Annotated in this window: 25 protein-coding genes; 10 read left to right on the top strand and 15 right to left on the bottom strand. The window is 66.6% G+C overall.

Annotated features, from left to right (window positions below):
* Positions 1 to 13: 13 nt before the first annotated feature.
* Complete coding sequence (locus tag F7D01_RS04690; RefSeq protein ID WP_215229067.1) at positions 14 to 2,038, bottom strand: site-specific integrase; 2,025 nt, start codon at positions 2,036 to 2,038, stop codon at positions 14 to 16.
* A 274-nt stretch (positions 2,039 to 2,312) separates the two neighbouring features.
* Here F7D01_RS04690 and F7D01_RS04685 point away from each other — a divergent pair, with 274 nt between their 5' ends.
* Positions 2,313 to 2,462 carry a hypothetical protein gene (locus F7D01_RS04685; protein ID WP_215229066.1) on the top strand — a complete coding sequence of 50 codons (150 nt, stop codon included), beginning with the start codon at positions 2,313 to 2,315 and terminating at the stop codon, positions 2,460 to 2,462.
* 105 nt (positions 2,463 to 2,567) lie between these two features.
* Here the strand turns inward: F7D01_RS04685 and F7D01_RS15145 are convergent, their stop codons facing one another.
* Positions 2,568 to 2,894 (bottom strand): alanine:cation symporter family protein, encoded by a 327-nt coding sequence (locus F7D01_RS15145; protein ID WP_251567070.1) that lies wholly within the window; start codon positions 2,892 to 2,894, stop codon positions 2,568 to 2,570.
* Positions 2,895 to 2,902: 8 nt separating this feature from the next.
* Positions 2,903 to 4,105 carry a sodium:alanine symporter family protein gene (locus F7D01_RS04680; RefSeq protein ID WP_251567069.1) on the bottom strand — a complete coding sequence of 401 codons (1,203 nt, stop codon included), beginning with the start codon at positions 4,103 to 4,105 and terminating at the stop codon, positions 2,903 to 2,905.
* A gap of 242 nt (positions 4,106 to 4,347) precedes the next feature.
* On the opposite strand from F7D01_RS04680, the gene secE reads away from it, so the two are divergent.
* Both secE and nusG read left to right on the top strand, forming a co-directional pair.
* Positions 4,348 to 4,560: a preprotein translocase subunit SecE gene (secE, locus tag F7D01_RS04675; protein WP_215229065.1), complete on the top strand. Its 213-nt coding sequence runs from the start codon at positions 4,348 to 4,350 to the stop codon at positions 4,558 to 4,560.
* A gap of 41 nt (positions 4,561 to 4,601) precedes the next feature.
* On the top strand, positions 4,602 to 5,138 hold the full coding sequence (gene nusG, locus F7D01_RS04670) for a transcription termination/antitermination protein NusG (protein ID WP_215229064.1): 537 nt from the start codon (positions 4,602 to 4,604) through the stop codon (positions 5,136 to 5,138).
* A gap of 66 nt (positions 5,139 to 5,204) precedes the next feature.
* Here nusG and F7D01_RS04665 read toward each other — a convergent pair whose 3' ends face one another.
* Positions 5,205 to 5,936 (bottom strand): CPBP family intramembrane glutamic endopeptidase, encoded by a 732-nt coding sequence (locus F7D01_RS04665; RefSeq protein ID WP_251567068.1) that lies wholly within the window; start codon positions 5,934 to 5,936, stop codon positions 5,205 to 5,207.
* A 213-nt stretch (positions 5,937 to 6,149) separates the two neighbouring features.
* Between F7D01_RS04665 and rplK the strand changes: the two genes are divergently transcribed.
* Positions 6,150 to 6,581 (top strand): 50S ribosomal protein L11, encoded by a 432-nt coding sequence (gene rplK, locus F7D01_RS04660; RefSeq protein WP_215229063.1) that lies wholly within the window; start codon positions 6,150 to 6,152, stop codon positions 6,579 to 6,581.
* A 2-nt stretch (positions 6,582 to 6,583) separates the two neighbouring features.
* Positions 6,584 to 7,282, top strand: coding sequence for a 50S ribosomal protein L1 (gene rplA / locus F7D01_RS04655; RefSeq protein WP_215229062.1), 699 nt, complete (start codon positions 6,584 to 6,586; stop codon positions 7,280 to 7,282).
* Between the two features lie 81 nt (positions 7,283 to 7,363).
* On the opposite strand, the gene F7D01_RS04650 is transcribed toward rplA, so the two are convergent.
* The 4 genes from F7D01_RS04650 to F7D01_RS04635 all read right to left on the bottom strand — a co-directional run bounded on the left by F7D01_RS04650 (position 7,364) and on the right by F7D01_RS04635 (position 14,170).
* Positions 7,364 to 10,270, bottom strand: coding sequence for a DUF2339 domain-containing protein (locus F7D01_RS04650; protein WP_215229061.1), 2,907 nt, complete (start codon positions 10,268 to 10,270; stop codon positions 7,364 to 7,366).
* Between the two features lie 172 nt (positions 10,271 to 10,442).
* Entirely contained in the window at positions 10,443 to 11,201 is a 759-nt protein-coding gene (locus F7D01_RS04645; protein WP_215229060.1) for a molybdopterin-binding protein, read from the bottom strand.
* Between the two features lie 36 nt (positions 11,202 to 11,237).
* Complete coding sequence (locus F7D01_RS04640; RefSeq protein ID WP_215229059.1) at positions 11,238 to 12,710, bottom strand: NAD(P)/FAD-dependent oxidoreductase; 1,473 nt, start codon at positions 12,708 to 12,710, stop codon at positions 11,238 to 11,240.
* A gap of 68 nt (positions 12,711 to 12,778) precedes the next feature.
* Positions 12,779 to 14,170 (bottom strand): MFS transporter, encoded by a 1,392-nt coding sequence (locus tag F7D01_RS04635; RefSeq protein ID WP_215229058.1) that lies wholly within the window; start codon positions 14,168 to 14,170, stop codon positions 12,779 to 12,781.
* A 119-nt stretch (positions 14,171 to 14,289) separates the two neighbouring features.
* Here F7D01_RS04635 and F7D01_RS04630 point away from each other — a divergent pair, with 119 nt between their 5' ends.
* Positions 14,290 to 14,931, top strand: a complete 642-nt coding sequence (locus tag F7D01_RS04630; RefSeq protein WP_251567066.1) for a class I SAM-dependent methyltransferase — start codon at positions 14,290 to 14,292, stop codon at positions 14,929 to 14,931.
* Here the strand turns inward: F7D01_RS04630 and F7D01_RS04625 are convergent.
* Positions 14,928 to 15,788: a glycerophosphoryl diester phosphodiesterase membrane domain-containing protein gene (locus tag F7D01_RS04625; RefSeq protein ID WP_215229057.1), complete on the bottom strand. Its 861-nt coding sequence runs from the start codon at positions 15,786 to 15,788 to the stop codon at positions 14,928 to 14,930. The two genes, F7D01_RS04630 and F7D01_RS04625, sit on opposite strands and share 4 nt — an antisense overlap.
* Before the next feature lie 69 nt (positions 15,789 to 15,857).
* On the opposite strand from F7D01_RS04625, the gene lipB reads away from it, so the two are divergent.
* Complete coding sequence (lipB, locus tag F7D01_RS04620) at positions 15,858 to 16,517, top strand: lipoyl(octanoyl) transferase LipB (RefSeq protein ID WP_215229056.1); 660 nt, start codon at positions 15,858 to 15,860, stop codon at positions 16,515 to 16,517.
* The gene (locus F7D01_RS04615; protein ID WP_215229055.1) at positions 16,514 to 16,831 is read left to right on the top strand and encodes a hypothetical protein; all 318 of its coding nucleotides are present in this window, start codon (positions 16,514 to 16,516) and stop codon (positions 16,829 to 16,831) included. Before lipB ends, F7D01_RS04615 begins: the two co-directional genes overlap by 4 nt.
* A gap of 3 nt (positions 16,832 to 16,834) precedes the next feature.
* Here the strand turns inward: F7D01_RS04615 and F7D01_RS04610 are convergent, their stop codons facing one another.
* Complete coding sequence (locus F7D01_RS04610; RefSeq protein WP_215229054.1) at positions 16,835 to 17,938, bottom strand: alkene reductase; 1,104 nt, start codon at positions 17,936 to 17,938, stop codon at positions 16,835 to 16,837.
* A gap of 70 nt (positions 17,939 to 18,008) precedes the next feature.
* Between F7D01_RS04610 and F7D01_RS04605 the strand changes: the two genes are divergently transcribed.
* A complete protein-coding gene (locus F7D01_RS04605) occupies positions 18,009 to 18,908 on the top strand; it encodes a DMT family transporter (RefSeq protein ID WP_215229053.1) in 900 nt (299 codons plus the stop codon).
* On the opposite strand, the gene F7D01_RS04600 is transcribed toward F7D01_RS04605, so the two are convergent.
* From F7D01_RS04600 to nadA, 3 genes are all read right to left on the bottom strand, one after another.
* The gene (locus tag F7D01_RS04600; RefSeq protein WP_215229052.1) at positions 18,889 to 20,205 is read right to left on the bottom strand and encodes a DUF2254 domain-containing protein; all 1,317 of its coding nucleotides are present in this window, start codon (positions 20,203 to 20,205) and stop codon (positions 18,889 to 18,891) included. The genes F7D01_RS04605 and F7D01_RS04600 overlap by 20 nt on opposite strands.
* On the bottom strand, positions 20,202 to 21,497 hold the full coding sequence (locus tag F7D01_RS04595; protein WP_215229051.1) for a DUF2254 family protein: 1,296 nt from the start codon (positions 21,495 to 21,497) through the stop codon (positions 20,202 to 20,204). Before F7D01_RS04595 ends, F7D01_RS04600 begins: the two co-directional genes overlap by 4 nt.
* Before the next feature lie 80 nt (positions 21,498 to 21,577).
* Positions 21,578 to 22,564 carry a quinolinate synthase NadA gene (nadA, locus tag F7D01_RS04590; protein WP_215229050.1) on the bottom strand — a complete coding sequence of 329 codons (987 nt, stop codon included), beginning with the start codon at positions 22,562 to 22,564 and terminating at the stop codon, positions 21,578 to 21,580.
* Positions 22,565 to 22,692: 128 nt separating this feature from the next.
* Here nadA and F7D01_RS04585 point away from each other — a divergent pair, with 128 nt between their 5' ends.
* Positions 22,693 to 24,681, top strand: a complete 1,989-nt coding sequence (locus F7D01_RS04585) for a BCCT family transporter (RefSeq protein WP_215229049.1) — start codon at positions 22,693 to 22,695, stop codon at positions 24,679 to 24,681.
* A gap of 18 nt (positions 24,682 to 24,699) precedes the next feature.
* Here the strand turns inward: F7D01_RS04585 and F7D01_RS04580 are convergent, their stop codons facing one another.
* A complete protein-coding gene (locus F7D01_RS04580; protein WP_215229048.1) occupies positions 24,700 to 25,392 on the bottom strand; it encodes a DUF4230 domain-containing protein in 693 nt (230 codons plus the stop codon).
* On the bottom strand, positions 25,377 to 26,249 hold the full coding sequence (locus F7D01_RS04575; protein WP_215229047.1) for an MBL fold metallo-hydrolase: 873 nt from the start codon (positions 26,247 to 26,249) through the stop codon (positions 25,377 to 25,379). Before F7D01_RS04575 ends, F7D01_RS04580 begins: the two co-directional genes overlap by 16 nt.
* Positions 26,250 to 26,259: the final 10 nt, after the last annotated feature.

Genomic DNA, 26,259 nt, shown 5'->3' with positions numbered 1-26,259 from the left:
AGCGCGAATTCAACTACTCCACCTCTCGTGGTTCCAAACGCTTCGGCCGCGCTTTTCGTGGCTGGCGAAGTCGCTTCGGCAGTAGGTTGATAGGGTTGGGGACGAGGTGGTCGGTGACCTTTGGAATGGTTTCCGCCGCCTCGCGCAGCAATTTCGTGTGCGCGTCAGAGTAGCGGCCTTCGGTCTCGGAGGTGAGCTTGTGGCCGGCAAAGTCGGCGCGAATCTCACTCGGGATGCCTGCGGCTTTCATCGAGTCGATGGCAGTGTGGCGAAACGAGTGATTGGCCTGTCCCTCTACAAGAAACGGCAGCTGCTTGGCGAGGTGAGTCCATCGCGTCTTGTAGAAAGCGCGTCCCAAGGTCCCTATGCCGCTTTCCGGCAGCAGTTCGGGGAAGAGAAGCCATTCGCCCTCAGATCGAAGGGCCTCCACGTATTTGTCAAACCCCAGCTTCAGCAACTGGCTCGCGACCGGCAACACTCGTTTGGAACTATCAGTCTTCAGGGCGCGAAGGGAGTTCGGCTTCACCTGGATCTGCCAATGCCCGCATTCGAACTTGATTTCGTCGAGCTCCAGGCTGCTGATTTCGTCAAGACGCATGCCCGTATACCAGGCGATCATCGGCACCCAATACCAAGAATCGTGGTAGATGCAGGTTCCGGGCTGCATCCGGCGCTTGGGCGATGAGGTACCAGTCCACGGCGGAAGGCTGAAAATCATCCGCCCCTGCTCTTCCGTGTAACGCTGCCGATCCTCCCGCGCATTGCCCTGCTTCTTCATGATGAAGGCGCTGTAATCGAGCACAGCGATCGGATGGTGACGCGCGAACCAGTCTGTCAGCTGGCGGAGAAAGCCGAAATGACGATTGGTCGTCACCAAGGAAAGGCCAAGGTCCCTTCGGGTCAACTGAGCCGGTGCGTCGGCCGCACAATTCTCGGACCCGCGCTTCTGTCGCTGCTTCGCGGCAAGCTTTTCGTCCTCAGCGATTAGAGCCGCGTATTCATCGACGATTTCGAGGATGGTCATATCCTGCTGCTTGGGCGACCGCAGGAGTGTCGCACCGTGCACCCGCTCGAAGCAATAGTTGAGCTTCACTAGATCATCGTGCGTGATCTGGGCTAGCGGCCGGCCTTGCATGACTTCATCGAGAAAACGTGCGGCGACCCTCGCCTGCTTGCGCGTCTTCGCGGTCCAAGCCTGCCCGTTCTTCCGTCTGGATTCCCCGTCCTTCCCACCGGTCCGGGGGTTGTGTTCGAAGAATTTTTCCAGGGCTTCTTTCGCGGTCATGGTCGCATAAGGACCTGTCACCGCGGGCTGGGCGGGGGAAGGCGCAGAGGGAATCGGCGCAGGGACGACATCTTGCGAAACCGGCTCGTGTTCGGTTCGCGGGACCGGCGCGTAAGCGGCCCCGGGATTGGCCAGCACCTCCCGGAACTCGCGGATCGCTACGATGCGCGCTTCATTGACGACCTTGCGGGCCATCGCCTCCCGCAACGCCGACTGCTCCCCACCTAGCTCGGCCAACCGGGCGATTGCAGCCTGTTCGGCTCCCTCGTGCTCGATCGACGCAGCAAGATCTGACCACGCTAGGACCACGATGTCCTCGTTGTCATTGTCGGGATCGACGCGGGCGACTAGGAAATCGTCGATCTTGCCCTGCATCGCGCCGTCCTGGGCCGCCATCTCGCTCGCGCCCAGCCGCAGCGTCAGCGCCTTGCCGATGTCATCGTGGTCTTCGGGCGGGAAGACGTGAAGGCTCGCATGCAAGGCTTCGAGCCGGTCGCGCTCCACCAGGATCTGGCGCCGGAAAATTTCGGCGCGTTGGGCACTGTCCAGTCCGTCGCGCGCCATCTTGCTCATCATGTTCATCGCGACCCTTTCGCAAATCAAAGTCAGGGCCGGCGCGAGCAGACCTGCGCGCCTGCGGCTGGTGGTCTTGAGCGAGAAGCGTATCCGAAAAGGCTTATCAGCGCCTAAACGTATGAGTTTGCGGTAGTAATACGTGCCGTGCTTGCGGGTGACGTTCTGAATGCCGCACATGTGCCGTGGTCCCTTTCCGTGGCACCCTGCCGTGGCAAACCACGACAGGGCTGGAGTGGGAAACGAGAGGGTTCAGATACTTGGGCGATTTCCGGCTGGGGTTCCTGTCACCCCTGCCAAATTCTCTATCATCGCGCGTATGCGCTTGGACGACTGGCGATCTGTTGCCGATTTGCAACAGTTGACCCTTGTGCGTGGAACCTATCGGGAACTGCTGCGCCCACCTGTGCATTATATTCGCCGGATGGAGGGCAAACCGATCATGGAGGTATCTATGTCCAGTCTGACCTTCCGCAGCAGCCGTGCCGATCAGTGGACAAGCCCGCGCGCATACACCGATGCCAGTCATCGCCGTATGAAGCACGGGCCGATCCGGCCGATGGAGGAACCCGGTTTCCTCGCCCGGCTGTTCGGCGCGCGATAGGAGCGTTCGACCAGATACGATGGGGCCGGCACCGGGTAACCGGGCGCCGGCCCTCTTGGCATAATACTCCGCCCGGCCCGCGCGCACGCCTGGCGGCCCCGAAGATCAATACTCCTCGGGCTCTTCCGGCGTCTGAGCATGATAGTCGCGCCCCGCGGTGCGATCGCCCCGCGCGAGCTTGAACACCACGCCCGACAGCAGCATCAGCGCGAGCAGGTTGGGCAGCACCATCGTGGCGTTCGAGATGTCGCCGAAGCGCCAGACCAGCTGCGAGGGCAGCGTCGCGCCGATGAAGATACCGATGCACCACAGCACGCGCCAGGCGATGTGCAGCGTCCTCTCCCCGCCGCGAGTCGAACCCGGAATGCGGTCGTAGAGGAAGGTGATCGCCCGCTCCCCGTAATAGCTCCAGGTCAGCAGCGTGGTGAACACGAACAGGATCAGCGCCAGGCTGGCGACCAGCGTGCCCAGCGGAATGCCCCCGATCTCGAACGGAAAGGCCGCCGCGAACGCGCCGGATGTCTCACGAAGCCGCTCTGCGCCGTGGTGCCGAGGTCGGACTGCCACACATGCTTCACCGCCTCGCCCTGATAGGTGAAGTCGCCTTCCACCGTCAGGATCACCAGCGCGGTCATGGTGCAGATCACGATGGTGTCGATGAAGGTGCCCAGCATTGCCATCCGGCCCTGCTGTTCGGGATCGTCGGTCTGCGCCACCGCGTGGGCGATGGGGGTGGAGCCCTGTCCCGCCTCGTTGGAGAACAGGCCGCGTGCGGTGCCGGCGCGGATCGCGATGATGATCGCCGCGCCCGCAAACCCGCCGGTCGCGCTTTGCGTGTTGAATGCGCCGCCGAAGATCCGCCCGAAGGTTTCGGGCAGGTCGGGGGCGTTCAGGATCAGCGCCGTCGCCGCCATAACGACGTAGCAGGCGGCCATGACCGGCACGATCTTGTCGGCGACGCTGCCGATCGACTTGATCCCGCCGATGATTACGATGAACACGGCGCCGGCGACGACGAGGCCCCCGACCCAGCGTTCCCATCCGAATAGTTCGTTGAGGCCGCTCGCGACCTCGTTCGACTGGATGGAATTGCCGGTGACCAGCGCGGAAAACAGGGTCCCGAGGCAGAACACCACCGCCAGCCAGCGCCATTTCGGGCCGAGACCTAGCATGATGTAGCTCATCGGCCCGCCGCGATAGGTGCCGTCGCTGGTATGCTCGCGATAGCGGATGGCGAGCGAACCCTCGCCGAAAGCCAGTGCCATGCCGAACAAAGCCGTGACCCACATCCAGAACACCGCGCCCGGCCCGCCCAGCGCGATCGCGGTTGCGACGCCTGCCAGATTGCCGGTGCCGACCTGGCCCGACAGTGCGGTGGAAAGCGCCGCGAAGGGGCTGATCTCGCCCTGGCCCGCGCTCTTGCGGCCCTTGAACAGCCCGGCGAAGGCGCTGCCCAGCTTCGCGATCGGGTAGAACCGCAGCCCGATCATGAACCACAGCCCGACGCCGAGCAGGATCACCGCGAGCGGGGGGATGGGAATGACCGGTTCGCCGTTCCAGGTACCGCCCCAGATGAAATCGGAAATATTGGTGACCGGCGCGACCAGCCGGTCACCCAGAGAAGCCTGGGCCTCTGTGTTCATGTTCGTGTTACCCCTCGGAAAAAATGTTTCCGTCCCGTGACGGGGGTGACGCTAGAGCGCCGAACCGCGCGCGGCAAGGGTGGCGCGCTTCGCTTGCTTTTGCGCGGACGGCGCATTAGATGCGGTCGGGTCTTCCGACATCGGAGCCTCGCGAACGCCCAACCCGGACCTGTCCGGGAGGGCGCGGCCCCCTACCCGGAAGCGACGAGACCATAGGTTCAACGAGGCAGCGAGTACGGCACATGGCCGAGAGCGGCAGCAAGAAGAAGACATCCCCGGGCGAATTCCTGCGCCAGGTGCGCGCGGAAATGAGCAAGGTCGTATGGCCGACCCGGCAGGAAACGGTGACCACGGCGATCTTCGTCGGGATCATGATGGTGATCCTGGCGCTGTTCTTCCTGGGCGTCGACACGCTGTTCAGCGCTCTCATGCAATGGCTGCTGACGCTCGCCTGAGCGCCCGCACACGCACACAACACGATTAATCAGGGACGATCATGGCACGTTGGTACATCATCCACGCCTATTCCGGCTTCGAGAACAAGGTGCGCGATGCGATCATCGCGGAGGCCGAGCGGCTGGGCCTGAGCGAAGGCGTCGAGGAGGTCGAGGTGCCGACCGAGACCGTGACCGAGGTGAAGCGCGGCAAGAAGGTCCAGGTCGAGCGCAAGTTCATGCCCGGCTACGTGCTGGCCAAGCTGAACATGACCGACGATGTCTATCACCTGGTCAAGAACACCCCGAAGGTGACCGGTTTCCTGGGCAACAATAACAAGCCCCAGGCGATTTCCGAGAAAGAGGCCGCGCGCTATTTCGGCGGCGTCGAGGAAGCCAAGTCCGCCCCCAAGAAGCAGGTTTCGGTCGATTACGAGATCGGCGACCAGGTCAAGGTGCTCGACGGCCCCTTCGCCAGCTTCAACGGCGTGGTGGAAGAGCTCGATTTCGACAAGCAGAAGGTCAAGGTCTCGGTCTCGATCTTCGGTCGCGCCACCCCGGTGGAGCTCGATTTCGAGCAGGTCGAGCTGTCCAAGTAACCCCGCGCGCCCCGCATTTCGCGGGGCCGCCGGACCTTTGGTCGCCGGATTTTCGACCGAACCTGCTTACCCGGCGGCGACCCAGCCCATCTTCTGGGCATAGCCAAGCAGCATCATGACGGTGTCGACTCCGGCATGGGCCAGCACCAGCGGCAGCAGCGTCCAGCCGACGCGGGTGCGCAGCCAGCCGAGATAGAGCCCGATGATGCCGGTCAGGATCGTGCCGCCCCAGCCCTGATAGATATGGGGCAGGCCGAAGATGATCGCCTGGATGATTATCACAGGCCAGATCTGGCCCCGCAGGCCGGGCAGGCGCAGCAGCCGGTCCATCAGGAAGCCGCGCCACAACAGCTCCTCCCCCAGGCCCGCCGCCAGCCACGCGACCAGCACGATCCACGCGGCGAGCATCAGCGGGCTGCTGGTGATCCCGTCCATCAGGATGCTGACATCGGGTGTGGGCATGCCCAGCGCGCGCAGCAGCATGCCGCCGACGGTGAACCAGGCGACGATGCCGAGCGCGGATCCGAAGCCGACCAGCATGGTGCGCCTGCCGTTGCGGAACGCCGACAGGTTCCATGCCTCGCCCAGAGCGCGGTCCGCCCGCAGCCACAGCCACGCGACCAGCAGGCCGCCGACCATCGATCCCACCACCGACAGCAGCAGACCCAGCGGTCCCATGCCGAACACGGCCACGGCGGGAAGCGACATCGCCATGTAGGCGAATACGACGGTCACGAACTGAAGGATGAAGCGCCACCAGCCCAGCGGTCTTGGTTGGCTGTACAAATTTGCGTCCACGTCTGTCCCCCGGGGCTTTCGCCGGGGTGATAGCCGGGCGCGTCGGCGCGTGCCAGTGCTTGCTTTTCGCGCGCGAGACGCTATGTGCGCGAACCTTCCCCGATCGATGACGGGAAACCCCGTGCGGAAGGGCCGGCGCGTGTCGGCCCGTTCGACCGCTTACCATGACCCCGCGCCGCAAGATGCGGGGAACAGTGAGAAAGGAGGCCCTTCGTGGCCAAGAAGATAGAAGGCTATATCAAGCTGCAGGTGCCCGCCGGCACCGCCAACCCCAGCCCGCCGATCGGCCCCGCGCTGGGTCAGCGCGGCGTCAACATCATGGAATTCTGCAAGGCGTTCAACGCCGCGACGCAGGATCTGGAAAAGAGCGCGCCGATCCCGACGGTCATCACCGTCTATGCCGATCGCTCGTTCAGCTTCGTCACCAAGACCCCGCCCGCGTCCTATTACCTGAAGAAGGCCGCGAAGCTGAAGTCGGGTTCGAAGGAGCCGGGCAAGACCTCTGCCGGGACCATCAAGATCAGCCAGCTGAAGGAAATCGCCGAAGCGAAGATGGCCGATCTGAACGCGAACGATATTGATGAGGCGGTCAAGATCATCGCCGGGTCCGCCCGGTCGATGGGCCTCGATGTGGTGGGAGGCTGATCATGGCGACGCAGACGAAGAAGCAGAAGATGCTGGCCGACAAGGTCGATGTCGAGAAGCTGTACGGTTTCGACGAGGCGCTGACCCTGCTGCGCGAGACCGCCAGCAAGAAGTTCGACGAGACGGTCGAGATCGCGATGAACCTGGGCGTCGACCCGCGTCACGCCGACCAGACCGTGCGCGGCATGGTCTCGCTGCCCTCGGGCACCGGCAAGACCGTGAAGGTCGCGGTGTTCGCGCGTGGCGACAATGCCGATAAGGCGACTGCCGCCGGTGCCGACAAGGTCGGGGCCGAGGATCTGATGGAAGACATGCAGAACGGCAATCTCGATTATGACCGCGTGATCGCGACGCCGGACATGATGGGTGTCGTCGGTCGGCTGGGTAAGGTGCTGGGGCCCAAGGGCCTGATGCCGAACCCGAAGCTGGGCACCGTGACCCCGAACGTGGAACAGGCCGTGAAGGACGCCAAGGGCGGCCAGGTCGAATTCCGCGCCGAGAAGAAGGGCATCATCCACTCCGGCATCGGCAAGCTCAGCTTCTCCGACGCCGATCTGAAGAAGAACTTCGAGGCGCTGACCGGCGCGGTGGTGCGGGCCAAGCCTTCGGGCGCCAAGGGCAAGTATGTGCGCAAGGTATCGCTTACCAGCACGATGGGCCCGGGTCTGAAGCTCGACACCGCCGAGATCGAGGGCGCGTGATTCGCTGACCGCGCGATCCTCGTTCCGGGGATCGCTGGAAATGATTGAAAGGGGCCGGGGGAGCATCCTCCGGCCCCTTTTTCATGTGCTCCGCAACAGCCGCGAATAGACCCAGCCGATCCCGATCAGGCTGAAACCGAGGGCGAGGAAGCTGGCGATCCTGAGCAGTCCCTCGAGCCCGGCGGTGTCGACCAGGAACACCTTGCCCACCGCGATCAGCATCAGCACCAGCGAGCCGATGCGCCAGCTGCGCGTGTCGGAGCGCCAGCCCCAGGCCAGGAAGCCGAGTGCCAGCAGGATGCCGAGCAGCGAGCGCTGCAGGTCCTCGGTCTGCGATAGCGGCGCCGCGGTCAGCACCGGGCCGGCGAACAGGTGGCGCAGCTCGCTGAGGGCATAGGCTGCGATCAGGATCATCAGAATCGCGTCGCGCAGCGGCCGGGCGAGGGGGAGCCCACGCTTGCTTGCCAGTGCGCCCAGCAGCAGCGCGGCGGCAAAGGCGGTGGCGTAGGCCGCCAGCAAGCCGTCGACCAGCGGCCATGGACCGACCGATTGCGTCCGCCATAGCGGGTTGTCGATGCCGATGCCGAACACCGCGAAATGCGTCAGCGCCAAAGCGGCGAACGCTACGCCGGTCCGGGTGATGTCCCGGTGGCGGGCGTAGCGGATCAGCCCGGCGCCCAGCATCAGCAGCAACAGCTCCCATCCCGTCCGCAGCAAGAGGGCCGAGGCGCGCCAGCCCGCCATGTCGACCGGCCCGAGCGCGCGGTAATAGACGATATGCAGCGCGACGATGGCGAGGGCGAGCGCCCCGCCGCCCATCACGCGCGTCTCGAACGCATGCGCGCGCCCGCGCCACGCCGCCAGCGCGCCGAGCACCGTCAGCGGCACGATCCGCAGCAGCGCGTCGCGGGCCGGGGGGAGAGCATGCGCCAGCGGCGGCTCCGCCCACAGCGCGGGCGTTACGGCTTCGAGCCAGATGGCGAAGGGCCCGAGCGCCCATCCGGCCGCGATCAGCAGCAGCGTGCCCCACGCGCCCCCGCGCACAGGGCTCCGCCAGAGAACCGCTGCGCCTGCGACCGCCACTGTGCACACGAGCGCATCGACCGGCACGATCTGCGCGAGCGCTCCGTAGCCGATCAGCGCCGCGAGCGCTTCGGCCGCCCGCCGCCAGCTCTCGCGCGTCTCGATCCAGGCGAGCCCGGCGAAGGGCAGGGCGAGCGCGAGCCAGCGCAGGGTGGAAAGCACGCTGGCGGGCACGGAACGCGCGCCGATCAGGGGGAGGAGCTCGGCCCCGAAGGGATCCATTGCGAACAGCGTGGCGAACGCGATGGTGGCGGCCATCCACGCTGCCGCCCGCGTCCCGCTGGCGGGCCGCTCGCGCGCAATCCACACCAGCCCCCCGGCTATTGTTGCCGCCACGAATGGGAACGCCGAGGGTGGCAGGCCAGCAAAACCGGCGAGCAGCAGAACGGCCCCCGCCGCGGCCGCGGGCAGCCAGAGGCGGCGCCCGTCAGCGTCGGCTCGCCAGAGCAGCGCCAGACCCGCACCCGGCAGCGCGGCGAGCGTGACGAGGCCCAGCGCGAGCAGGACACGCGGCTCCGCCCCCGGATCGAAGCGGAGCGAGGCGACCAGCCCGATGGCGACGCCGCCCAGCGCGAGCTGCCACAGGTCGATCGCGCGCGCCCGCCGCGTGACGAGCGACAGGAGCGGCACGCCGCAGCTTATCGCCGCCAGCACCGTCGCCATGATCGCGAAGCGCCATCCCGGCGGCGCGGTGAGCAGGTCGACGCCATGCCACAGGGCGAGCAGCGCCACCCCGGTTGCGACGGCGAAGGCGCTGCCTTCCCGCAGGCGCTCCTCGCGCCAGGCGAGCGCGGCGAGGGCTCCCGCGAGCAAGAGATAGAGCCCCCAAGTCAGCGGTGCGAAGCCCGCCAGGGCAACCAACACCGCCAGTTGCACGCTCGCCAGCGCGGCGGCGGCGACGCGCGGCCAGCGCCACCGGGCGACCGGTCCCGCCAGGAACGGCACCAGCAGCCCGAGCAGGGCGAGATAGAGGCCCACCGCGATCGCGTCCGTCCGGTCCAGCGTCGCGCTGGCGAGGATCGCCGCACCCCAGCCGAACCCCCCGGCCAGCGCCGCGAACCCGAGCCATGCGGCACCGATCCGGCGACCGGTGATTGCGAGCCCGGCGGTCAGCAATGCGAGATAGAGCGAGAGCACCGGCAGGTTCGCATCTTCGCTCGCGACCATTGCCGGGGTCGCGAACCCGCCCAGCATCCCCAGCACCGCCGCAGGCAGACCGAAGCGCAAAGCTAGTCCGAGCGCGATCGCGGTAACGACCGCCAGCCCGGTGAAGGCCAGCGCAGGCCCGATCAGCCCGTAGGCCGAACCGGCAAGGTAGAACGCGGCGTAGAGCGTCGCGAGGCCAGCACCGGCAAGCGCCTGCCGCACCCGCGGGTCGGCGACACGCGTTTCGAACCGGAACGCCGCCTCGGCCCCCGCAAGCATGAACAGCCCGAAGGCGAAGCTCGCCGCGACGCGCACCGGGGGCGTGAGCATGCCATTCTCGATCGCCAGCCGCACCAGCAAGATTCCGCCGACCGCCAGCGCGATCCCGCCCGCCCAGATCGGCAGGCGTCGACCGAACAGCTCTTCGAAATCCACGCGCGGCAGGGCGAAGGCGGGGCGCTTGCGTGCTTCGGTTTCCGGTTCGGCTTCAGCTGCAACCACCGACGCGAGCGGTTCCGGCGATACGGTCGGTTCGGACGTAGGAGCGAACGGCGATGCGAAGGGTTCGGCCCGCTGCGGCGGCGCATCGGCGCGCGGCATGGAGGTAACAGGCACGGCACTTTCGAGCGGTTCTATAGGACCGGAACCACGGGCGGTCTCGGCCTCCTCAAGCCGCGTGAGAGCGCGTTCGAGCGCCGTCATTCGCAGCCAGAGAACCACCAGCGCACCGCACAGGGCAAAAATGAACAGCCAGACCATGCGGTGCGCCTCCGGCCACCGGTTTGCCGCCGCGTGGCCGGCACCGCAAGCGCCGGTGTGCCGTGAGGCGTGGACAGCGGATCAGGCGCAACAGGCGGCGCATCGGGCCCAGCGCGCCGGTCGATAGGGCGAGGGGGTTAAGGCCGGGTCTGGGACCGGGCCGCGCCTGCGATCAGATTCCGCCGGGGGTGAAATCGTATCCCGCTGTCGCCAGCGCATCGCACAGGGTGTGGACGCAGCTCGCCAGCTCGTCTGCATCGGTGCTGCGGATCACGAAGTTGGCGCCGACCTGCCCTTCGCGAAAGAAGGGATAGCTGCCGATCTGGCAATTCTCGTGCGCCTTTTCCGTTTCGCGCAGGATGTCCGCCACTTCGCTTTCCGCGGTCCAGCAGCCGATCGTCTCGCTCTTGAGCGGTGCGCCCCCTTCCAGCGTGCCGGTCAGCGCATCGAGCATCCCCGCTGTGATATGCGGCACGCCCGCCATAAGGTGGATGTTTGCGACCCTTATGCCGGGCGCGCCCGACATGCGGTTGGGGATCAGCTCCGCCCCTTCCGGCGCGCGCGCCATGCGCAGCCGTGCCTCGGTCAACCCGCCCGGCTTGTCGGCATAATAGCGCTCCAGGATGGCGCGCGCCTCTGGATGGACGATCACTGGCACGCCCAGCGCCTTCGCCACCGCGTCCACGGTGATATCGTCGTGCGTCGGCCCGATACCGCCGGTGGTGAACAGATAGTCGTTGCGCGTCCGCAGCGCGTTCACCGCCTCCACGATCCGCTCCTCCACGTCGGCGACCACGCGCACTTCGGCGAGGCGGATGCCCTGGACCTGCAGCCAGCTGGCGACCTGGGCGATGTTCCGGTCGTGCGTACGGCCGGAGAGGATTTCGTCCCCGATCACGATCAGGGCGGCGGTGAAGATGCGGTCGGCCATGGTGCCGGCAGTCTTACGAAAGGACGGGGCGCTTGGCTACTCCGCCGCGTCGCGCAGGCCGCCGCCGGAACGGTTAAAGGCGAGATTGCCGTCGTCCACCGGGCGCTGACGGAAATCGCGGCGATCCTCCAGATAATCCTGGTTGAGCCGCCAGGGGAGCGTCGGCGCGCTCTTGGGCATCAGGTGCTTGGAACGCAGCAGATAGCCGGAGGAGAAGTCGAAGATGTCGTCTTCCTCCAGCGGTTCGGCCGGCAGTTCGGGAACGACGATATCCGCGCCCTTCGCCCGCATGGTGGCCAGCAGGTCGCAGACATAGGCCGCGTTCTGGTCGACCCGCAGCGTCCAGCTGGCGTTGAGATAGCCGAAGGTCGCGGCGAGGTTGGGCACGCCTGAGAACATGCAGCCGCGATAGAACCAGCGCTGCGCCCAGTCGATCGCCTCGCCATCGACCGAGATGGCGATCTTGCCCCCGAAGACGAGGGCGAGGCCGGTCGCGGTCACGACGATGTCGGCGGGGAGCAGGTCGCCCGATTTCAGGCGGATGCCCTCCGCCTCGAAGCGGTCGATATGGTCGGTGACCACTTGCGCTCGCCCTTCGCGCACGGCGATGAAGAAATCGTCGTCCGGCACCAGGCACAGCCGCTGCTCCCACGGGTTGTAGGGCGGGGTGAAATGGCGTTCGTCGTATGCCGGGCCCAGCGCCTCCCGCGTGCGTTCGGTCAGCCTGGCCGCGATCTTCTCAGGCTTGCGGCGTGCCAGGCGGAAGAAGAACCGGTGGAGCAGGATGTTCTTCGCCCGGGTGAGCTTGTAGGCGATGGCGCCAGGCAGGATCTTGCGCAGCCAGTTGGCCACCGCGTCCTTCGCCGGACGCGATCCCATCCAGGTCGGCGTGCGTTGCAGCATCGTCACCTTCGCCGCCGTCTCGGCCATGGCGGGGACGATGGTGACCGCGGTCGCGCCGGAGCCGATCACCACCACCCGCTTGCCCGCATGGTCGAGATCGTCGGGCCAGAATTGCGGGTGGACGATCCGCCCGGCAAAATCCTCGCGCCCGGCAAATTCTGCATCGAACGGTTCGTCGTAATCGTAATAGCCCGAGCCGAGATAGAGGAAGTTCGCGGTCAGTTGCGCGCCACCCTCCAGCGTCACGCGCCACCGCGCGGCATCGCTGTCGAAATCGGCCGCGGCGACGGTGGAGCCGAAGCGGATGTGGCGGCGAATGCCCCGCTCGTCCACGATGCGGTCGAGATAATCGAGGATCGCGGGGCCATCGGCGATGCTCTTCTCGTGCACCCAAGGCTCGAACGCGAAGCCGAGCGTGTGCATGTCGCTGTCCGAGCGCACGCCGGGATAGCGGAACAGGTCCCAGGTCCCGCCCAGCCGGTCGCGCCGCTCGAGAATGGCGTAGCTGTGGCCGGGCAAGCGGTCGCGCAGATGCGCCGCCATCCCGATGCCGGACAGCCCCGCGCCCACGATCAGGACGTCGAAATGGCTTTCGGCTCGGGGCATCGGCTCTCTCCGGTTTTTCTATGCAATCTATCTAGCGCGAGACAGGGGCGCTGTCGATTGCGGCCCCGCTACTCCCCCGTCAGCTCCGCATCGCGCTGCAGCCGCCGCGAACCGATCGCGAACACGGCGAGGCAGAAGGCGATGATGGTGGCGAAGCCGAGCCAGTCCGAATGCCCATAGAGCCACACACCCAGCGCCGGTGCATAGACATAGCTCGCCCCGTTGACGGAGGCGACCTGACCAGAGACCTGCCCCTGTTCGGCTCGCGACACGGCGAGCGATGCGCCCGCGGTGAAGCCGGGGCGGAACAGGCCGAAACCGAGCGAGGCGATCGCGAAGCCCAGGGCGATCGCGTGCAGGTCCCGCGCGACGGCCAGCAGCGCTACCCCGCCGATCGCCAGCGCCATGCCCCACAGCGCGGCGGCCCGCGGCCCCAGCTTCAGCGTCGGGATCAGCCCCCATTGCGCCAGCAGGGTCGCGACCGCGCCGGTCATCAGCACGATGCCCACCGGACCGGCGCCGGCCAGCGGATCGTCGCGCAGGCTCAGGCGGTCGAGCACCAGGAAGCCGCCGATGCCCAGCACCATCGCCTGCGCATGCCCGCCCAGCAGGCCGGTCAGCAGCCACGGCGAACTGCGCGGATCGGTCCAGCGCAACGGGGGCGCGGTGCCTTCCTCGTGATGCGCCAGCATCTCTTCCTCGCCATGCTGCACCGTGCGGTTGGACTGTGCCCCGCCGCTGTTGCCGTAAGGCGCATCGAAGGCGAAGCCATGGCCGGGAAAGCGCGGCTCGTCGTTCGGCAGGCGCAGCCGCAACGCGATCATGGTGACGAGGCCGATCGCGGCGAAGGCAAGGAACGGACCGGTCAGGCCCACGACCGGGAAGATCAGCAGGGGGGCAAGCGCCGGACCGAGCACGGTGCCGAGGCCGAAGCTGGAGGAAATGAGCGAGAGCGCCTGCGTGCGCTGCGCCGGTTCGGTGCGGCTCGCGACATAGGCCTGTACCGCGGGCGGAGCGGCCGAGCCGAACAGGCCGTAGAGCGAGCGGCACAGGGCGAACACGATCAGCGTCGCGCCCGCCGCCAGCGCGCCGGTCAGCCCGAACCACAGCGTCGCCCCGCAAAGCACCATGGAGGCGGAAAAGCCCGCGAGGCCCAGCGCCATCATCTTCTTGCGCCCGCGCCGGTCCGATCGCCGGGCCCAGAACGGCGCGCACAGCACCCACAGCAGCGCCGACCAGCTATAGGCGAGGCTGATCCACACGTCGGCGACGCCTAGCGAGGTGCCGATGGAGGGCATGACCGACTGCATCGCGGTGTTGCCCGCCGCCGTCACCAGCATCACCGTGAACAGCAGCGCCAGCCGCCCGCGCGGGATCCCGGTCTCCGCCAGCGGTGCTGCGGTTCGGGCGGCGGGCGCGCTGGGCGCGGGCTCGATTGGGGCGGGATCGGTTTCGGCCATGATCGGTTGATCAGCTAGGCCCAGCTATTGCGACTGGCAATGCCGCCGCTTGCAATGTCGCGCCCTTGCTGGCACCGCGCCGCAACCATTTTCGACCGCAGCGGACGAACGGATTTTCCTTGAACAACAGTAACTCGATTGCAGCCGCCCCCAGCCGCGACAGCCTGCAGCGCCGCACGGCCCGGCTGTTCGGCCAATGGGGCGTGTTCCTGCGCGGTTTCATCGAGCATCCCAAGATGGTCGGCTCGATCATCCCATCCTCGCGCTTCACGATCGACAAGATGCTGGCGCCGGTCGACTGGCCCAATTGCCAGCTGTTCGTGGAATACGGCCCCGGCGTCGGCACCTTCTGCCTGCCGGTGCTCGATCGCCTGCCCGCCGACGGCGCTATGATCGCGATCGACACCAATCCGCTCTATGTCGATTTCCTCAACCAGCACATCCACGACCCGCGCTTCACCGCGGTGCTGGGCTCTGCCGAGCACGTCGAACGGATCGTGCGCGATCACGGGCACGAGCGGGCGGACTACATCGTCTCGGGTCTGCCGTTTTCCACCCTGCCCGAGGGCGTCGGCCCCGCCATCATGGCCGCAACGCATCGCATCCTGCGCCCCGGCGGCGCGTTCATGGCGTATCAGTTCACTGCCGCGGTGCGCGACCTCATGGCGCGAGAATTCGACGACATCGAAAGCGATTACGAGTTCTGGAACGTCCTGCCGTGCAAGCTCTTCTGGGGCTGGAAGGACGGGGCGGAAGGCTAGAGCCGCCGGTCGCCGTCGTCCGGCGTATCCATGTCGTGGGCGGTGGCGGGCACGCTGACCCGCTCCGCCGCCAGCTGGCGATAGGTCGCGGCCAGCACCGCCAGGAAAAGAACCACGAATACCGAATTCACCGCCGCACCCACCAGCGCATTGCCCACGATCGCGACTTCGCTGCCCATCAATCCGAAGGCCAGGCCGAAAACCATGCCGATGATGGCCGAGACTATGACGAAGGCGATTAACAGCAGGAAGTAGAACAGGAACAGGCGGAACGCGTTGCCCCGCGTTAACCGCCAGCTGCGGACCAGCGCCGTGACCGGATTGTAAGTGTGCTCCAGCGCCAGCACCGGGATGAACAGCATTACCTTCACATAGGCATAGATCAGCAGGATGAAGGCCGCGACGCCCAGCAGGGTCAGGATGACATGGGACCCGGTCGCCGCGCCGATCGCCGTCACCACCGCGACCACCACCATGAACGCCAGCGCCGTCAGCAGGGACGCGCCGATATAGCTCGGCAGCAGCTTGATCGCGCTGACGATGGCGTCGCCGACGGTCGGCCGCGCGCGATCCCCCAACAGGGCGATCAGTGCGATCATCCCGATTGTCTGGATCAGCAGCATTAGGACGAACACCCACCAGTACTGCGCGTAAACGCCCATCATCGCGTCCATCATGGCCTGCGGGTCCTGGGTCTGCGCCTGCGCCTCGATCCCGGCGAACATCTGCGGCGCGAACAGCATCAGGGCGAGATAGGGGAGGAAGAAGAATACCCCGGCCACGATGGCGACGACGCTGCTGTTGGCCGATACAAGGCCGAGCGCATCGGTCCACGCGCGATTGAGATCGAATTTCATTGCGGGTTCCGCTTCCTGTTGCCTTCCCGCTTGATAAGCGGTCGGGGCTGGGGCAGGCAATCCCCGCTCATGGTTTCGGCCCCCGAAAATATCGAATGGCGCGGTGCGGAAGCGCCCGTACCCTATCGCGAGGCGCTGGCCGAAATGCAGGCGCGCAATGCGGCGGTGGCGGCGGGCGAGGCGCGCGAACTCGTCTGGCTGCTGGAACATCCGCCCGTCTATACCGCCGGGACCAGCGCGGATCCGGACGAGCTGCTCGACCCGCGGTTCGAGGTGGTCGAGGCGGGCCGGGGCGGGCGCTACACCTATCACGGGCCGGGGCAGCGGGTCGGCTATCTCGTGCTCGACCTCAACCGGCGGGGCAAGGATGTGCGCCGCTTCGTCCACGCGGTCGAAGGCTGGGTGATCGACACGCTCGCCGGGTTCGGGGTCGAAAGCTGGGCGGTCGATGGGCGCGTGGGCATCTGGACGCGCGACGTGGACGGGGGGGAGGCGAAGATCGGCGCGATCGGCGTGCGCGTGCGGCGCTGGGTGACGATGCACGGCTTTTCCGTCAATCTCGATCCCGACCTGTCCCATTTCACTGGCATCGTGCCGTGCGGGATCGACGAATTCGGCGTCACCAGCCTCGCCCGGCTGGGGATCGCGCTTGCGCCGGAGGAGTGGGATGCGGCATTGCGCCAGTCCGCGCCGCGCTTCCTCGCCGCGCTGGAAGGAGAAACCGCATGATCCGCCATTCCCGTTTCCTCGCCTGCGCCGGACTGGCCCTCGCGCTGGCGGCCTGCGGCGACAAGGCGGAGAAGAGCGAAGGCGGGTCCGCCAGGGGCGAGGTGCTGGGCGGCACGATCAACGACGACATGCTCCCGCTCGACACGGTGCGCTCGACCTCCCCGGCGCTGACCGCGCAGCCCGGCGAGGGCGCGGCCAGCGGCGAAGCGACCTCCGCGCCGGGTGACGCGACCGCTGAGCCGTCCGAGCCGCAGGCCGGCGAGACTTCCGAAGCCGCCGAGCCCTCGGCCGTCACGGCGCCGGACGAGGGCTGACGCTCAGCCCGCGCGCTGTTCGGCCAGCGTCGGGTAGTCGATATAGCCCGCCGCGCCGGGCAGGTACCAGCTTTGCGGCACGTTCACGTTCGGCGCGAATTCCGCGTCCTGCCGGATGCGATCGGGCAGGTCGGGGTTGGAGATGAAGGGCCGGCCGAAGCTGACCGCGTCGCAGCGACCGCTCGCCACGTCCTGCGCCCCATCCGCCGCGCCGTAATCGCTGTTGAGCACCAGCGGACCCGAATAGAGCTGGCGGATATGTGCATCCTGCTGCGGCACACCGGTATTGCCGAACGTCCCCTCCGGCCCCGGCTGGCGCAGTTCGAGGAAGGCGAGCTTGTGCTTCTCCACCACGCGCGCCGCGGCCCCGAAGGTTTCGACCGGATCGGGATCGTCGCACCCTTGCGTTTCACCGTTGGGAGACAGCCGCACGCCCACGCGGTCGGCGCCCCAGACATCGACCAGCGCGCCCAGCACCTCGTCCAGGAAGCGGGCGCGGTTTTGCGCGCTGCCGCCGTACTCGTCCTCCCTCAAATTGGTCGACCGGCGCAGGAACTGGTCGACGAGGTAGCCATTCGCGCCGTGCAGCTGCACGCCGTCGAAGCCCGCTTCCTTCGCATTCGCCGCGGCCTTGCGGTAATCCTCGACCACGCGCGCGATCTCCTCCACCGACAGCGCGCGGGCGGGCTCGTAATCCTTGCGCCCCGTGGGCGTGTGAGCGTGGCCCGGTGCGGTGGTCGCGCTGGCCGAGACCGGGGCCTCGCCGCCGAGGAAATCGGGATGGACGATCCGGCCCATGTGCCACAACTGCATCACGATGCGCCCGTCGGCCTGGTGCACGGCGTCGGTCACCGGCTTCCATCCCTCGACCTGCTCGGCGCTCCAGATGCCCGGCGCGCTGGGCCAGCCGAGCCCCTCCACGCTGATGCCGGTCGCTTCGGAAATGATCAGCCCGGCACCGGCGCGCTGGCGGTAATAGGTCTGCATCATCTCGGTCGGCACGAAGCCGGGAACATGCGCCCGGCCGCGCGTCAGCGGGGCCATGAAGATGCGGTTGGGGCAGTCGATCGCCCCGATCGAGATGGGCTGGAATAGCGCGTCGTGCATGGTCGGTCCTTTAATCGGGTGGCGAATGAAAACGGATGTCGCCTTGGTCGCAAGCCGCTAAGGGAAGCGGGTGAGCGAGGCAAGCCATCCGAACGATCCTCCGGCGGGCCATCCGCGCTGGCTGCCGCTCGCGGCGCTGCTGGCCGCCAATGTCGCGCTCGCGCTGGGTCCGTGGTCGGTCCGGCTGGCCGACAGCGGGCCGGTCGCGGCGGGGTTCTGGCGACTGGCGCTGGCGCTGCCCTTCCTCGCGCTACTGGCGCGCACCAACGGCCAGCGGCTGACCGGCCTCCCCCGGCGGGTCATGCTGCTCCTCGCCGTCGGAGCGGTCGCCTTCGCGCTCGACCTGGCGAGCTGGCATACAGGCATCGGCATGACGCGGCTCGGCAATGCGACGCTGTTCGGCAATGCGGGCAGCATCGTGCTGCTGTTCTGGGGCTTCGTGGTCGCGCGCCGCCTGCCGCGCGGGGTGGAATGGGCGACGCTGGTGCTGGCCCTGGCCGGGGCGGCGATCCTGTTCGGCACCAGTCTGGAGATATCGCTCGGCACGTTGCTGGGCGACCTCTTCTGCCTCGCCGCGGGGCTGCTCTACGCGGTTTATATCCTCACCTCGCAGGATGCGCGGCGCACCATCGGCAGCTGGAGCCTGCTGACCTGGGTGTGCCTGATCGCGGCACCGGTATTGCTGACCATCGCCATCGCGCGGGGCGAGCCCGTCTGGCCGCATAACTGGTGGCCGCTGATCGCGCTGTTCGTGCTCAGCCAGCTGGTGGGACAGGGGCTGCTGGTATTCGCGCTCGGCCATTTTCCGCCGCTGGTTATCGGTCTCGCGCTGCTGACCCAGCCCGCGATCGCCGCCGTCTACGGCTATGCGATCTTCGGCGAGACGCTCGGCCCGCTGGATATTCTGGGTATGGTGCTGCTCGGATCGGCGCTGGCCGTCTCGCGCGCGGTCAGCGCTTCATCCAAGTGACGAACTGCTGGTAACGGGCCTCGACCATTTCCAGGTTCGGCCCCTCCAGATCGATGCGGGCCTGGCGCATCAGTTGCAGCCCCTCCTGCTCCAGCACATGGAGCCGCTCCTCGTCGTCGATACCGCTGGCGGCGTGATAGATCGTGCTGAACATGACCATCGCCGCGTTGGGGCTGGTCGCCACGCCGGAACGGATCGAACCGAAGCCGCGCTGGACGAAGTGGGTGAAATCGTCCGCCAGCAGGCTCAACCTATCCTCGCCCTCATCGGTCGTGCCGAAATGGCGGTTGAGATCGCGCCGCCCCAGCTCCGCCGTGGCCGCGCCCAGCCAGTGGAGCGCAGCGATCGCAGTGAACGGATCGTTGATGCCGGGCGACAGTGCGCGCAGCCCGATCTCGACCAGCTCGTCCATCAGGAAATGCAGGTCCTGTCCCGGCGTGCGCTTGCCGCCCAGCTGGAAACAGGCGCGGATGTCGGTGTCTCGCAGGTCGTCCAGCTCGTCGTCGTCCTCCCACACGGCGAGGTCGATCTTGGGATGTACGAAATCGCCCGTCCGGACCGCCAGCTGTAAGTGTCCGCCCGCAGTTTGTGCGATCCGTTCCAATCGGTCGAAATCGATGATCTGGACATAGCCGGTTTCCGTCGCGATCACCGATCGTCCCGTGGGATGATCCATCGTAACCGCCTGTTTGGCTGGCTGGTCGAACGTGCGCTTGATGTCGCCGATGAGCCGCTCGCCGATCCCTTCCAGCACGCTGTTGATGCGGATAGACGCGGGAACGTGGTTGAGGAAATAGACCAGCACCATCACGCTCAGCGCCATCAGGCCGTAGGCGACCAGCAGGGACAATTGCGGCACGAAACCGGGCAGGGCCTGATCGTCGGGCAACAATCCGCCTTCGTCCGCCGCACGGACCACGCGCAGCACCGTGATCGCATAGACGAAGGTGCCGACGAAGGTCGCGAGGCTGAGCTGGTTGCCCTTGTTCTCCATGAAATTGGTCAGCAGCCGAGGCCCGTAATTGCCGCTGGCATAGGCGACGGCGGCGATGGTGATCGAAAACACAGTGGACGCGACGCCGATCATCGATCCCGCGATCACGGTCAGCATGTTCGACGCCCCGTCGGGCCGCGCGGGCTGGAGCCAGGCGATCGCGTTCAGGCTTTCCGCATAGCCGTTGCGATCGAGCCAGATGGTCCCGATGGCGAGCAGGACCGCGAGGATCGAGAACTGCGCCGGGTAGAACCAGTAGCTTGCATTGACGTCGTTCCAGAGCTTTTGCAGCCGTCCGGTCATACCTTCTCCCCGCGCATTTCCGCCTGGCGAAGCGCATCGTCGATCGCTTTGCGGTCGACCTCGCTCTCGGCGCGCGAGCGCGCATGCTCCGCTATTTCGCGGGCCAGCCGGGCCAGATGGTCGGCCAGCCCGCGCGGCGCCTCCAGCTCCGCCAGGCGCGCGCGCACGTTGCCGAAATTCTCTATCAGGCGGATCGACACACTGGGATAGGCCGCGGCAGCTTGACGGAAGGCGTTCAGCGGATCGTCGAACAGCCCGACGAAGTCCTGCCCCGGCAGCTCGAAGCGCGGCTCGCGCGCGTAGGCTGCGACCTCGCCCGGTTCGACCCAGTTGTTCGCGTGGGAAAGGATCACTTCGCTCATCCGGTCGGCGCAGGCGAGCGCAGTGTAGAAATCGTTCACCGCCGGAGAGAGGGCGCGCGCCCCGATCTCCACCAGCAGGCGGATCTGGAAAACCGCGCCCTGCCCATCGTTGCGGAACGGCGCGATGGGTATGGAGTGCCGCAGCAGCGCCTCGTCCATGCCGCCATGTTCCAGCGAGACGATAGGCTGCCCTTGCAGCACGAATTGTCCGGGCGCGACTTCGAAGCGCACCACGCCCCCCGCGCCGCCCAGTTTTCGGGAGAGATGTTCGAGGTCGATCCCCTCGATATAGCCGCCGCGTTCGGCCCGGATTTCCTCGGCGAACCGGCCTGTGAACGGGGGCCTGCTCACGATGGGAACGCGGGCGGCGGGAGCGTCTTGCGCCAGCGCCGCGATCGCCTTGTCGACATAGATCGTGCGCCCCAGATCGTTCAGAGCCACCGCCAGCATCGCGATGTTGACGAGCAGCAGGACGACCGAACCCATAAGGGTCAGGAGCGGCACGTCGGTCAGCTGCGTTTCGGCATCGATCGCGAGCTGGTTGAGCACGGTGTAGACGAGGCTGAACGACAGCCCGGCGATGGAAACCCGCACCAGCGGGCGGCTGAGCCAGCGATCCACCAGCCGCACGCCCAGGCTGCTCGCCGCCAGCGTCAGCACCAGCAGCGAGATCGAGAAATAGAGCGTGATGAAGGCCGCGTCCACCGCCGCGATCACACCTGCGACATCCTTCGCCGTATCCGCGCTGGCGACCGGCGACAGGTCGTGATCGAGCAACCAATCGGTCGCGCCGTGACGATCGAGCAACAGCGTCGCGGCGAAAACCACGGGCGCGCTGAGCACCGCGCACAGTGCAAGCGACCAGTAATTCGCGGTCAGACGATGGATCAGCCAGTCGCGCAGACCGCGGATCGGCCTAGTGGTTGCCATGGAAGAACTGCCCCAGCTGCCGCCAATTGCCGTTCAACGCGCAGCCCGGCGAACGGTTGCAACGGGGCCGGACGTGCGCCTCAAACTCGGCCCAGATCGCCCTTGCCGATCGTGCCGCTGGCCATTTCCAGCATCCGGTCGAGGCTCTGCTTCGCCTTCAGCCGCAAGCCTTCTTCGATCTCGATCCGCGGCTCCAGATCGCGCAGCGCGGTGTAGAGCTTGGGCAGGGTGTTCAAAGCCATGTAAGGGCAGATATTGCAGGCGCAGTTGCCGTCCGCCCCGGGCGCGCCGATGAAAGTCTTGTCCGGCAGCGCCTTTTCCATCTGGTGGATGATGTGCGGCTCGGTCGCGACGATCAGCGTGTCGCCTTTGAACGTCTCGGCATATTGCAGAATGCCGCTGGTCGAGCCGACGTAATCGGCATGGTCGATGATCGTCGGCGGGCATTCGGGATGCGCGGCGACCGGCGCACCGGGATGCTGCTGCTTCAGCTTCAGCAGTTCGGTCTCGCTGAACGCCTCGTGCACGATGCACACACCCGGCCACAGCAGCATCTCGCGGTTGAACTTACGGCTCATGTAACCACCCAGATGCCGGTCGGGGCCGAAGATGATCTTCTGGTCTTCCGGTATCTGGCTGATGATCGTTTCGGCGCTGGAGCTGGTGACGATGACATCGCTCAGCGCCTTCACCTCGGTCGAGCAGTTGATGTACGTCAGCGCGATGTGGTCGGGGTGCTTTTCGCGGAAGGCGCGGAATTTCTCCGGCGGGCAGCTGTCTTCGAGCGAGCACCCGGCGTCGAGATCGGGCAGCACCACGATCTTGTCCGGGCTCAAAATCTTGGCGGTATCAGCCATGAACTTGACCCCGCAGAACGCGATCACGTCCGCGTCGGTATCCGCCGCCTTGCGGCTGAGCTCCAGGCTGTCGCCGACGAAATCGGCGAGGTCCTGGATATGCGGTGCCTGATAGTAATGCGCCAGGATCACCGCGTTGCGCTCTTTACGCAGCCGCTCGATCTCGGCGATCAGATCATCGCCCGTCGGGATGTCGGTCTGAAGGGTCATCGGGTCTCCTTTTGCTCTCGCAACGCATATAGGAACGCTACGGTCCGGCTCCCAACCAGATTTCCTGCCACGCGCTTGCCGACCGCTGCGGTTGCTCTTTGTTAATGGGGATGCAAGGGCTCCCAGGAATGAACGATCCTGTTTTCGAAGAAGCGTCACCAATTGCCAAAGGACCGCGCCTGGTCGTGAACCGACCGGTGTTTTTCGGTTCGGCCTCGCTCATCCTGCTGTTCGCCGCCGCAGGCGCGCTGTTTCCCGAACGCGCGAGCGTTCTCTTCGACCGGCTGCAGGCGCTGATCGTCGCCGATTTCGGCTGGTTCTACATCGCTGCCGCGGCGGGTTTCCTGCTCTTCGTCCTCTTCCTGACCGTGAGCGAATACGGCGATATCAAGCTGGGGCCGGACGAAAGCGAGCCCGAATACAGTCATCTGTCTTGGTTCGCGATGCTGTTCAGCGCAGGGATGGGCATCGGGCTCGTATTCTTCGGCGTCGCGGAGCCGATCCAGCATTACGCCAATCCCCCGGTAGGGGACGGTGGCACGGTCGAATCGGCGCGCCAGGCCATGGTGCTGACCTTCTTCCACTGGGGCGTGCACGCCTGGGCGATCTACGCCGTGGTCGGGCTGGCGCTCGCCTATTTCTCCTTCCGCCGCGGCCTGCCGCTGACCATCCGGTCATCGCTCTACCCCCTGATCGGGCGGCGCATCTACGGGCCGATCGGCCACGCGATCGACATCTTCGCGGTGCTGGGCACGATGTTCGGGGTGGCGACCTCGCTCGGGTTCGGCGTGCTGCAAGCCAATGCCGGCCTCAACTACCTGTTCGGCGTGCCGGAATTGCCGACCATCCAGGTCGTGCTGATCGCCGGGATCACCGGGCTTGCGACGCTGTCGGTCATGCTGGGGCTGGACAAGGGGGTGAAGCGCCTGTCGGAACTCAACATCCTGTTCGCGGTGCTGCTCCTGGGCTTCGTGCTGGTGACGGGCTCGACCGTATTCCTGCTGCAGGCCTTCGTCCAGAACACCGGCGCCTATCTTTCGGCGATCGTCGGCCGGACCTTCCGCATGTACGCCTACGAGCCGAACGACTGGCTCGCCAATTGGACGCTGTTCTACTGGGGCTGGTGGATCGCCTGGTCGCCCTTCGTCGGCATGTTCATCGCGCGCATCTCGCGCGGGCGCACGATCCGCCAGTTCGTGCTCGGCGTGCTGGTGGTGCCGGTGCTCTTCACCTTCCTGTGGATGACGGTGTTCGGCAATACCGCGATCGCGCTGGACATGTCGGGTGTCGCGCCGATCGCCCGCATCGTCAGCAACAACCTGCCGACGGCCCTGTTCGCGACCCTGTCCGAATTGCCCCTGGCAAGCGTGACATCGCTGATCGCGACCGTGCTGATCGTCACCTTCTTCGTCACCTCGGCCGATTCCGGCGCGCTGGTGATAGATATGATCACCAGCGGAGCGGCAGAAAACCCGCCGGTCTGGCAGCGTATCTTCTGGGCGGTATGTGCCGGTCTGGTCGCCGCGGTCCTCCTGCTCGCCGGCGGACTGGAAGCGCTGCAGACCGCCGCCATCGCCAGCGCGCTGCCCTTCGCCGTCATCATGCTGTTCATCTGCTACGGTCTGCTGCGCGCACTGCGGATGGAAAAGCGCGGCGACGTTCCCGAATACGGCCATCTGCCCGACGCCCCGATCGATCCGGACATCGGCTGGAAGCAGCGTTTGTCCACGATCACGGGTTCGTTCAAGCGCGAACAGGTGTACGATTTCCTGAAAGAGCGGGCGCGGCCGGCGCTGGACGACGTGGCGGCGGAGATGCGCCGCCGCAGTCTCGCCCCCGAAGTCACCATGGAGGGGCAGGACGTCCTGCTGTCGGTGCCGCATGGCGACCATGGCACCTTCACCTACGAGGTTCGCTGCCGCGGGCTGCGGGCACCCAGCTTCGCCTGGGCGGAGGCCCATCGACCGGGCGAGGACGAAGAACGTCATTTCCGGGCGATGGCGCGCAGCTCTGAGGGCGGGCATCAGCTTGATGTGACCGGCTATTCGACCGAGCAGATCATTCATGACCTGCTCAATCGCTACGCGCATTTCCGCCATACGCGGCGCCTTACCTGACGCCGTCGCGGGTGGGGCTCAGTCGGAGGGCGTCTTCTCGCCGTCGAAATGCACGTTCACCTTCACGTCGCCATAGCCCGCGACCTGCAGCGGAATGGCGAGGTTCTGGCGCACGGCTTCCTTCGCCGCCTGCCGGGCGAGCCGTAGCACTTCGGGGTTCTTGGCGAATTCCGCGGCCTTGCGTTCCGCCTGCTGCGAATTGTTCTTCGCCATCGCCTGTGCCGCTCCGCCGGTGACGAAACTGCCCTGGGTGTAGGTCTTCGCCGCCGCTTCATCCAGGTTGGGGCGCGAGATGCGCAGCGGCGGCAGCGTCACGTCGAGCGTGTCGCTGGCATCGTTCCACGCGAACCGGTCGCGATCCATCTGGCTCAGATCGAGCCGATATTCGACCATAGCGGGGATGATCGCCGCCTGCCGGCTCTTCAGGATATCGATACCCAGCACCCCTTGGGCATTGGTGCTTTCCGCCACCACCTCGAACCGGCTGGAAAAGACGTTGAGCGAGTTCTGCTTCTGGAAGGCGAGCATCGCGCTCCCCACCGGATCGCCTTCCTCCTTGTAGAGAAAGGCGCGCCAGCCGAGCCATGCGACCGCGGCGACCAGCACGATCACGATCAGCCACGGCAGGGCCTGCACGCGCGCGAGGGGGCGATCCTTGTGGATGGTCGGTTCCGTCCGCGAGGTCAGGTCGTTCTTTACGTCGTTTGCCATTGATTTCCCGAACGCCGGACCACGCCGCGCCGTTCCAGATCGATGAGGTGGGCATGCACGGACATCTGCGCCGCCTTCTCCAGCCGGGGGTCGAGCCCCTTGTACATCGGCGCGAGGAAATCGCGCAGCTTGCGCGGCTCCTGCTCCAGCAGGCGGACGATCTGCCGCTCGCGCTGGCGGCGGTGGCCGACCATCCCACGCACCAGCTGGCGCGGCTTCTCCACTGCGGGGCCGTGGGCGGGGTAATAGACCCGATCCTCGCGCGCATAGAGCAGATCGAGGCTGTCCATGTAATCGCCCATGTCGCCGTCGGGCGGCACGATGACGCTGGTCGACCAGCCCATGACATGGTCGCCGGTGAACAGAGCGCCGCTTTCCTCCAGCGCGAAGCACAAATGGTTGGAGGTGTGCCCGGGCGTCGCCACGGCTGTCAGCGTCCAGCCATCTCCCGAAACGCTTTCCCCATCCGCCAGCACGCGATCGGGTTCGTAGCTCGTGTCGAACGGGGCATCGGCGCGTGGGCCGGTATCGGCGAGGACCAGCTTGTCGCACCCGACGATTTGCGCCCCCGTCTCACGCGCCAGCGGCGCTGCCCCGGGCGAATGGTCGCGATGCGTGTGGGTGCACAGGATATGGGTCAGCCGCGCATCGCCCACCGCGCGCATGATGGCGCCGAGATGCTCGGCCTCGTCCGGGCCGGGATCGATGATCGCGCGGTCGGCTCCGGTGCCGACGACATAGGTCTGCGTCCCGGTATAGGTATAGGGGGAGGGGTTGGGCGCCAGCACGCGCGCGACCAGCGGTTCGATCCGCTCCGTCTCGCCCGTGGGCCATGGTTTCGGGGGTGGTCCTGCCATGGGGTTGCAT

The sequence above is a fragment of the Erythrobacter sp. 3-20A1M genome, assembly GCF_018636735.1.
In the GTDB taxonomy this organism is placed as follows: Bacteria; Pseudomonadota; Alphaproteobacteria; order Sphingomonadales; family Sphingomonadaceae; genus Alteriqipengyuania.
The sequence above is the reverse complement of the archived record's forward strand: the minus strand, read 5'-3'. Positions and strand labels throughout refer to the sequence as shown.